Genomic DNA, 8,736 nt, shown 5'->3' on the forward strand with positions numbered 1-8,736 from the left:
CCGGCAACCAGGACTTCTCGCTGACATTCAATACCTGGCCGGGCCTGGGCCCTCCCGATATCGAATACCGGATTGAGCGGACGAGTGGCGCCGGCCAGGATAGCCCTGAAAAAGATACCCTTTGGCGGACGTTTCCCATGGATTCGTCCGCCTTCCCTTTGCACGCATCCAGGGGCCACACCTACGACCTGTCGCTGCGCTATCGCTTCCAGCCCGAAACGGAAGCCCACTACACCGTCGTCGTGGCGCCGTATTGGTGGTCAACGACCTGGTTTGTCGCCACCGCCGTTATCGCCGGCCTCCTGGTCTCGTTCGAGCTGTACCGCCGGCGCAAACGCCACCAGCTTACCGAACAGGAAAACCGCCGGCAAACGGCCATCCAGTCCCTGAGGTCGGTCCAGGCCCAGCTCAACCCGCACTTTATCTTTAACGCACTCACGTCGATACAGGGGTTGGTCAACAGACACGACATCGACGGCGCCAACGAGTACCTGTCGGCTTTCAGCAACCTCATGCGCAATACGCTCACCGGGCAGGACCGGGTGCAGGGAACCCTTGGCCAGGAGCTCAAGTCGATGGAAACCTACCTTCGCCTGGAGCAGCTTCGTTTTCACTTCCGGTACCGTATCGACAGCGACCTCCCCCTCGATACGATAGAAGTGCCCCACCTGCTGTTACAACCCATCATCGAAAATGCGGTCAAACACGGTGTTTCTTCCCTCCGGGAAAACGGTCTCGTAACGCTGGCGGCCTTCACCCGGTCCGACGACCTGGTCGTCGAGATCACGGACAACGGGTACGGCTGTCACCCGGGCGAGACTGACAGCCGGGGCAAATACGGCCTCCGGCTGACCACCGACCGCATCCGCCTCCTCAACCAGCTCAACCCCGCGGCGTCCATCGGGCTCCTTTATACGGCGGGCCGCCGCGCAACCACCTTTACCTTTATCTTTAGCAAATGGCTGACATGATCCGGGCGGTGATCGTCGACGACGAGCCCAACAACGTGGAAAACCTGTCACAGCTCCTCGAAAGGCATTGTCCGCAGGTGACCGTGGCCGGCGCCGCCTACGACAGCGTATACGGGCGATCGCTGATCCTGGACAAACGGCCGGACCTCGTTTTCCTAGATATATCCATGCCCGGACAGACCGGATTCGACCTGCTCAGCAGCCTCCCGGCGCCCGACTTCGACGTGATCTTCGTGACCGCGTTCCACGAGTATGGCATACAAGCTATAAAGTTCTCCGCGCTGGATTACCTGCTCAAACCGATCGACGTAACCGAGCTGCGGCATGCCGTCGACAAGGCCCTGGCCAGACGCGCTGACCGGCATCAGAAGGCCCAGCTGGAAAATCTACTGGAGCTCCTGAAGCACCAGCAGCAAAAACAGGAGCACCGCATCGCCCTCCCAGGCGCCCGCGAAACCCGCCTGGTCCACCCCGGACGGATCGTCCGCTGCGAAGCCTCCAACAACTACACGACGTTCTACCTCCAGGACGGCGAAAAATACCTGGTGTCAAAACCCATTTTCGAATACGAAGAAATGCTTCGGGACTATGGGTTCCTACGCTGCCACCAGTCCCATCTCGTCAACCGCTCGTTCATCCGCAGCTGGATAAAGGAAGACGGCGGGTATCTCCTCCTGGAAGATAACACCGCCGTCCCCGTATCGCGTCAGAAGCGTGATCTGATCAAATCTCTGTTATAATACGGCTCTTCTTTTCACCGCCCATGAGCTCCACGCTCCTTTGTATAAAGGCGGTCAGCTCATTCCCCTTCAGCAAACCCTGTGACAACAGCGCCAGGTCCGCCAGGTTGCGCACCTGTTTGTCGCGGTGGTCTGCGTTATTGTCCTGCAGCAGCTGCTGGTAGATGGGGTGATTCCCGTTCACGGTGAGCGTCACCTCGTCCGGCATGTTGGCGTAGAAACCCGCCATACCGCCTCCGCCAGCGGACGCCATATCCTTCATGCGCCGCATGAATTCGGGTCGGGTAGCCACTACCGGGGCCGATTCCGGACTAAGCCCGCGGAGCTCCACGGTGATGTGCTGATCCGGCACCTGGCCGCCGAACCATTCCTTCAGCAACGTTTCCTGTTCTTTGGTGAGCACGCTTTCGGTGTGCTCCTGGCGGTCGATCAGGTTTTCCACGATGTCGGCGTCCACGCGCGTGAACTGGACGTTTTCCCACTTCATCTCCATGTGGTTGATAAAAGCGGCATCGACCAGCGTTTCGGCCTTGACCACCACGTAGCCCCTGGCCTGCGCCGCCTGAATATAGGCATCCTGCTGCACCGGTTGGGTCGTATAGAGGATCACTGTTTTGCCCTGCTTGTTCTTTTGCAGGTCGCCGGTCTTTTCGCGGTACTCTTCGAGCGTATAGAAAGCGCCGCCCCTTGCGTCCTCCATGATCAGGAAATCGTTTGCTTTCTCCAGGAACTTGTCGTCCGTCATCATACCGTACTTCACGAAGAGGCCGATGTGCTCCCACTTCGCTTCGTATTCCTTGCGGTCCGTACGGAACAGCTCGCTCAGCTTGTCGGCCACCTTTTTGGTGATATAACCGTTGATCTTTCGCACGTTCGGGTCCCCCTGGAGGTAGCTGCGGCTCACGTTCAACGGGATATCGGGCGAGTCGATGACCCCTTGCAGGAGCATCATGAACTCGGGCACGATGTCCTTTACCTCGTCGGTGACAAAGACCTGGTTGGAATAGAGCTGGATCTTGTCCTTTTGAATTTCATAGCTGTGCTGGATCTTGGGGAAATAGAGGATACCCGTGAGGTTGAACGGATAGTCCACGTTGAGGTGGATCCAAAATAGCGGGGGCTCGTTGGTTGGGTATAGCTCCTTGTAGAAATCCTTATAGTCCTGCGGGGTCAGCTCGGACGGCTTTTTTGTCCAGGCAGGGTTCGTGTTGTTGATCTGTTTGTCCTCGAACCAGATGGGAACGGGCAGGAAGCGGCAAAAGCGTTCCAGGATGTGCCGGATTCGATCGGCTTCCAGGAACTCCAGGCTTTCCTCGTTGAGGTGCAGGATAATGTCCGTTCCACGGCCGGCGGGTCTTTCCGTGGTTTCGAGGGTGAACTCAGGGCTGCCGTCGCAGGTCCAGCGGACGGCGGGAGCGTCGGTATAGCTTTTCGTTACCACCGTCACCTGATCGCTCACCATGAAGGCGCTGTAAAAACCCAGGCCGAAATGCCCGATGATATTGGCTTCGTTCTGTCCCTTGTATTTGTTCAGGAACTCCTCGGCTCCGCTGAAGGCCACCTGGTTCAGGTATTTATCGACCTCGGCCTCGGTCATACCGACACCCCGGTCGGAGATGGTGAGTGTCTTTTTATCGGTATCTATGGTAATGTCGATGCGCAGGTCGCCGAGGTCTCCCTTGGCTTCGCCCAGCGACGACAGGGTTTTGAGCTTTTGGGTGGCGTCCACCGCGTTGCTGACCAGCTCCCTGACAAAGATGTCATGGTCGCTGTACAGGAACTTCTTGATGATCGGAAAAATATTCTCGGTTTGGACGCGTATCTGGCCTTTTTGCATAATAGACTATCGTTTAGGAGGTCGCGCGTCAAACCCAATGCCAATGGGATCATCCTGACAGGATGACAAGTAACCTATGACAGATTTCCACTATATCTGGCGTAGTTTTTGTGCTATCCCCTATAGCTAAAATCCGTCCCTATGTGTACCAAAGTGTTCGCGACCTTGTGTCTTTTGATGTTACCCGGCATGGGCCTTTTCGCCCAGATACGCGTTACCCCCTTCGAAATTCCGCTTCCCATCGACTGGCTCAGTTTCAAAGCAATTCCCGACGGTCCGGTAGTCGATCTGAACTGGTCGACCTCTTCCGACGGCCAACCCATTCCGTTCGAGGTTGAACGGTCCAGGGACGGCCAGACCTGGTCCACCATCGGCTCCGTCCCCGGCCTGGCGGACAAATTCGCCCAGATATATGCCTTCCGTGACTCCCTGCCGCTTAATGGGGTCAGCTACTACCGGTTGTCCCGACAATTGAGCTCCGATACGGCACAGCTTTCCCCGGTCCAAACCGTCGAATTTACGAGCGCCAGTGCTTATCGCCTGTATCCCAACCCCGTACAGGGCAACATCCATCTAGCCCTCCTGTCTCCATCGACCGGGCCGCTGGAGCTCCGGCTTTTTAGCCCCGAGGGTAAAATGGTGAAGCAGCAGTCGTGGTCCCTATCATCCACGGATGAACAAATCAGCCTGGCGGTCGACGGCCTGAGCCCCGGGCTCTATTTCCTGGAAATCCTCGACAGCCGGGGCATTCATCCCCAAAAAGTGCTGATTTTTCAATAGAAATTATTACCTTCGCAGCCCCAAACATATTTTTAATTATGCAGAATTATGAATTGATGGTGATTTTTACCCCTGTGCTATCTGAGGACGAGTTCAAAGCCGTCCAAAAGAAATACACCTCGCTTATTGCCGAAAATGGCGGCGAGATGGTGCACGAAACCCCCTGGGGCCTGAAATCACTGGCGTTTCCGATCCGCAAAAAAACCACAGGCTTGTACTGGGTTGCGGAGTACAAAGCGCCAACCGACTTCAATGAGAAGCTGAAAGTACAGCTTCTGCGTGACGAGCAAAGCATGCGTCACATTATCGTTAAGCTCGATAAATACGCCGTCGAGTACAATGAGAAAAGAAGGAATGGCGCATTTTCCACCCCCAAAGAAAAAGTGGAGGCTTAACCATGGCAAAGAGCAACGAGATCAAGTATCTGACGGCCATTAAGACCGAAAAGCGTCAGAAAAAGTACTGTCGTTTCAAGCGTTATGGCATCAAGCACGTCGACTACAAGGACGTGGAGTTCCTGAAGAAGTTCCTGAACGAACAAGGTAAGATGCTCCCCCGGCGCATCACCGGCAACTCCCTGAAGTACCAGCGTAAAGTCGCCGACGCCGTGAAAAAGGCCCGCGAGATGGCCTTGTTACCTTATGTAGTTGACCTTTTAAAGTAAGGAGTACCTCATGCAAGTCATTCTTATTAAAGATGTAAATAACCTGGGCGGTGTAAACGAGCTGGTTACCGTAAAGAACGGATATGCCCGTAACTTCCTCATCCCCCAGAAAATGGCTGTCGAGGCCAACACCGGCAACCTGAAAATGCTGGAAGAACGCCAGAAACAGCAAAAGAAACGGGAAGAAAAGATGCTGGCCGAAATCAATAAGGTCGTAGAAGTGCTGAAGGCATCCCCCATCAAGCTCGGCGCCAAGACCGGTACCTCCGGTAAGATTTTTGGCTCCGTCACCTCCGTCCAGCTGGCCCGCGCCATCCGGGAGGAGAAGGGGTATGACATCGACCGTCGCAGGATCCATATCCTCGAGGACGTGAAGGAACTTGGCACCTACAAGGCCAAAATCGACTTCGGGGGCGGCAAGGAGACGGAACTGGAATTCGAGGTGGTTGCGGAGTAAAAAAAAATAGGGCTTTTCCGCGATTTCTCCTAACTTTAGTATTGTTACGTTGATTTTACTACATTCAGCTAACAATGATCAAACTTAAATTTTTTGTCAAATGAACCTTTATGTTGCGAATCTTTCCTGGAGCATTTCTGAGGAAGATCTGAAAAATGTATTTCAACCCTACGGAGCCGTGACCTCTGTCAAAATTGTTACCGACAGGGAAACTGGCCGTAGCAGGGGCTTCGGATTTGTGGAAATGGAAGATGAAAATGCAGGTCAATCTGCGATAGCTGAATTGAACGATACTGAACTTCAAGGCCGTAAAATCGTCGTTAAGGAATCTTTCCCCCGCCCGCAGAATAACTCCGGCGGTGGCGGTGGTGGTTTCAAACGCGGCGGCGGCGGTGGATATGGCGGCAGCGGCGGCGGTGGCGGTTATCGCCGGAACAACTCCGGTGGTGGCTACGGCGGCGGCGGTGGTCGCTACGATCGCTAGGCGTTCCCGTCAGACAATGCATTTAATCCCCCAGGCTGGTTCCCGGGGGATTTTTTTTTGCGCCCCCCCTCCGCGGGCCTCGGGATGGCGCAAAAAAAGGCGTGGGTCCATTCGCCCACGCCCTGATGTATTGCCATACCCCATTTCCAGGGGCCTTTTAAGTTCATTATTTCCCCGCGCTAAAGGAGTAGGGGAAATCCACGGAATTGGTTCCCCGCGCCTTATTCGGCTGTGTCTGCATGTCGAAACGGATCACCGCCCCTTTTTGCAGGTCGAAGTGGTTGAAATATTCCTTCGAATACGGCTGGCCATTCATCGTCACCTTACCGACGTAGATATTCTGCTCGCTATTGGCTGGCGCCTCGATCACCACCTGCTTCCCGTTTTCCAGGGATACCGTTACCTTCCGGAACAGCGGCGCCCCTATGACGTATTGCGGCGTACCGGGACAAACCGGGTACATCCCCATCGCCGACCATACGTACCAGGCCGACGTCTGACCGTTGTCTTCGTCCCCGCAATACCCGTCCGGCACCGCCTTGTACAATTTGTTCATCGACTCCCGTATCCAGTATTCGCCCTTCCAGGGCTCACCCGCGAAGTTGTAGAGATAGAGCATGTGCTGTATCGGCTGATTGCCATGCGCGTACTGCCCCATGTTCACGATCTGCATCTCCCGGATCTCGTGGATCGTTACGTGGTAATACGAGTCGTCGAAGATGGGCGGCAGCTTGAAGACCGAATCCAGCATCTTCCCGAACATTTCCCGTCCACCCATCAGGGAAGACAGCCCGGTGATGTCGTGGAAAACGCACCAGGTCCAGTGCCAGCTGTTGCCCTCCGTAAATGCGTCACCCCATTTATACGGGCTGAAGGGCGTTTCGAACTTCCCGTCCTTGTTGCGGCCGCGCATCATTTTCGTCTCCGGGTCGAATACGTTCCGGTAGTTCTGACTGCGCTTCTCAAAACGGTCTATCTCTTCCTGGGGACGTCCCAGGGCCCGCGCCAGCCGGGAGACCGTAAAGTCGTCGTAGGCGTACTCGAGCGTACGGGCCGTGTTTTCCTCGATACCCGCGTCGTAGGGGACATACCCCAAGCTGTTATAATACTTCACCCCGAGCCTTCCCACTGAGCTCAGCGGGCCTTCGTTCTCGCTGTTCTTGAGGATGCCCTCATATAGGGTCTTTATGTCGTAACCCCTGAGCCCCTTGATATACGCGTCCGAAATGATCGACGCCGAGTGCGAGCCCACCATGCAATCCCGATGACCCGGACTTTGCCACTCCGGCAGCCAGCCGCTCTCTTTATAGGCGTTGGCCAGCCCTTCCATGATCTGCGCGTCGTGGGTGGGGTAGACCAGCGTGAACATCGGGAATACCGCCCTGAAGGTGTCCCAGAAGCCGTTATCCGTAAACATATAACCCGGCAGCACCTGCCCGTTGTAGGGGCTGTAATGCACCACCGCGTTCGTCGCATCCAGTTCGAAGAACTTCCGCGGGAACAGCAATACCCGGTAGAGACAGGAATAAAAAGTCTTCACCTGGTCTACCGTACCGCCTTCGACCGAAATCTTCTTCAGCTCCGTATTCCAGGCCGCCTTTGCTTTCCTTTCCGTGGTCGCGAATTCGTCCTGGCCAATCTCGCGTTTCAGGTTCAGTTCCGCCTGCTCGTAGCTGATAAAGGACGACGCCACCTTCAGGTGGATCTGCTCTCCCCTTTTTGTCTTAAAACCCAGCACCGCTCCCACGTGGCCCGCCTGGTACTCCAGCGTATCCGTCGCCAGCTTCTTGTCGTGCCAGGTCGCCGCGAACGTGAACGGCCTATCGCAATAGATGACAAAGTAATTCTTGAAGTTGTCCGGCACCCCGCCGCTGTTCATCGTCGTATACCCGATGATCTTCTTTTCCGAAGGAATCACCTTGATATAGGATCCGCGCTCGAACGCATCCACCACGATAAAGGAGCTGTCCGAGGTCGGGAATGTCATCCTGAACTGCGCCGCCCGTTCCGTCGGTGTGATTTCCGTTGTCACATCCGCGTCCGCGAGATACACGCTGTAATAGTATGGCCGCGACACCTCCGTCTTATGCGAAAACCAGCTCGCCCTGTCATCCTGGTCGAACACCAGCTTCCCTGTTACCGGCATGATCGCGAACTGTCCATAATCGTTGATCCAGGGGCTGGGCTGGTGCGTCTGCTTGAACCCCCTGATCTTGTCCGCCTGATACACATATCCCCATCCGTCTCCAATCTTCCCCGTCTGTGGCGTCCAGAAGTTCATCCCCCACGGCAGCGCGATCGCCGGATATGTATTCCCATTCGACAGCGACGGCTTCGACGTCGTTCCCATCAGCGGGTTGATCCAATCCACCGGATCCTCCACCTTTCCCACGCTCCGGGGAACCATCTGCCCCTGCGCCAACAACGACCCGCCCAGTAAACCAAATACCGGCAAGGCTTTTAATAATTTTTTCATCATGTAGATAGTAAATCGTTTAAGCCGAATTTATCGACCGCCCAAAGTACAAAAAATACGCATTGCGAAAACACAACGAATTTTAAAGATAGCCGCGGGTTCTGTGTGTGGTCGCGCTCGCCGCTGTATCGGGCGGTGCCGGCCAAAAACAAAAAGGCCCACACGCGAATGCGTGCGGGCCTTTTCAATAATTACGGCAGCTACCTACTCTCCCGCATTTTGGTGCAGTACCATCGGCCATGAGGGGCTTAACTTCTCTGTTCGGTATGGGAAGAGGTGATCACCCTCGGCATAACCACCATAAACTCTTTAGGTCGTGGTTACAAC

Annotated in this window: 9 protein-coding genes and 1 rRNA gene; 7 read left to right on the top strand and 3 right to left on the bottom strand. The window is 55.4% G+C overall.

Annotation, left to right across the window (positions count from 1 at the left end):
- Together VL547_RS03645 and VL547_RS03650 are read left to right on the top strand one after the other, a co-directional pair.
- Positions 1-971, top strand: a 971-nt coding sequence (locus VL547_RS03645; RefSeq protein ID WP_325575298.1) for a sensor histidine kinase, incomplete at its 5' end; no start/stop codon positions are given.
- Positions 959-1,711, top strand: coding sequence for a LytTR family DNA-binding domain-containing protein (locus VL547_RS03650; protein WP_325575300.1), 753 nt, complete (start codon positions 959-961; stop codon positions 1,709-1,711). The genes VL547_RS03645 and VL547_RS03650, both read left to right, overlap by 13 nt.
- Here the strand turns inward: VL547_RS03650 and htpG are convergent.
- Positions 1,695-3,548 carry a molecular chaperone HtpG gene (gene htpG, locus VL547_RS03655; RefSeq protein WP_325575302.1) on the bottom strand — a complete coding sequence of 618 codons (1,854 nt, stop codon included), beginning with the start codon at positions 3,546-3,548 and terminating at the stop codon, positions 1,695-1,697. The genes VL547_RS03650 and htpG overlap by 17 nt on opposite strands.
- Before the next feature lie 141 nt (positions 3,549-3,689).
- Here htpG and VL547_RS03660 point away from each other — a divergent pair, with 141 nt between their 5' ends.
- The 5 genes from VL547_RS03660 to VL547_RS03680 all read left to right on the top strand — a co-directional run bounded on the left by VL547_RS03660 (position 3,690) and on the right by VL547_RS03680 (position 5,933).
- Entirely contained in the window at positions 3,690-4,328 is a 639-nt protein-coding gene (locus VL547_RS03660) for a T9SS type A sorting domain-containing protein (RefSeq protein ID WP_325575304.1), read from the top strand.
- Between the two features lie 38 nt (positions 4,329-4,366).
- Complete coding sequence (gene rpsF / locus VL547_RS03665) at positions 4,367-4,723, top strand: 30S ribosomal protein S6 (RefSeq protein ID WP_325575306.1); 357 nt, start codon at positions 4,367-4,369, stop codon at positions 4,721-4,723.
- 2 nt (positions 4,724-4,725) lie between these two features.
- Positions 4,726-4,992: a 30S ribosomal protein S18 gene (rpsR, locus tag VL547_RS03670; RefSeq protein WP_325575308.1), complete on the top strand. Its 267-nt coding sequence runs from the start codon at positions 4,726-4,728 to the stop codon at positions 4,990-4,992.
- A 10-nt stretch (positions 4,993-5,002) separates the two neighbouring features.
- The gene (rplI, locus tag VL547_RS03675) at positions 5,003-5,449 is read left to right on the top strand and encodes a 50S ribosomal protein L9 (RefSeq protein ID WP_325575310.1); all 447 of its coding nucleotides are present in this window, start codon (positions 5,003-5,005) and stop codon (positions 5,447-5,449) included.
- 100 nt (positions 5,450-5,549) lie between these two features.
- Positions 5,550-5,933, top strand: coding sequence for an RNA-binding protein (locus VL547_RS03680; protein ID WP_325575312.1), 384 nt, complete (start codon positions 5,550-5,552; stop codon positions 5,931-5,933).
- Between the two features lie 166 nt (positions 5,934-6,099).
- Here VL547_RS03680 and VL547_RS03685 read toward each other — a convergent pair whose 3' ends face one another.
- On the bottom strand, positions 6,100-8,409 hold the full coding sequence (locus VL547_RS03685; RefSeq protein ID WP_325575314.1) for a GH92 family glycosyl hydrolase: 2,310 nt from the start codon (positions 8,407-8,409) through the stop codon (positions 6,100-6,102).
- A gap of 191 nt (positions 8,410-8,600) precedes the next feature.
- A 5S ribosomal RNA gene (gene rrf, locus VL547_RS03690) occupies positions 8,601-8,712 on the bottom strand.
- Positions 8,713-8,736: the final 24 nt, after the last annotated feature.

Origin of the sequence: Dinghuibacter sp., from assembly GCF_035492835.1 — a bacterium.
Taxonomy (GTDB): Bacteria; Bacteroidota; Bacteroidia; order Chitinophagales; family Chitinophagaceae; genus Dinghuibacter.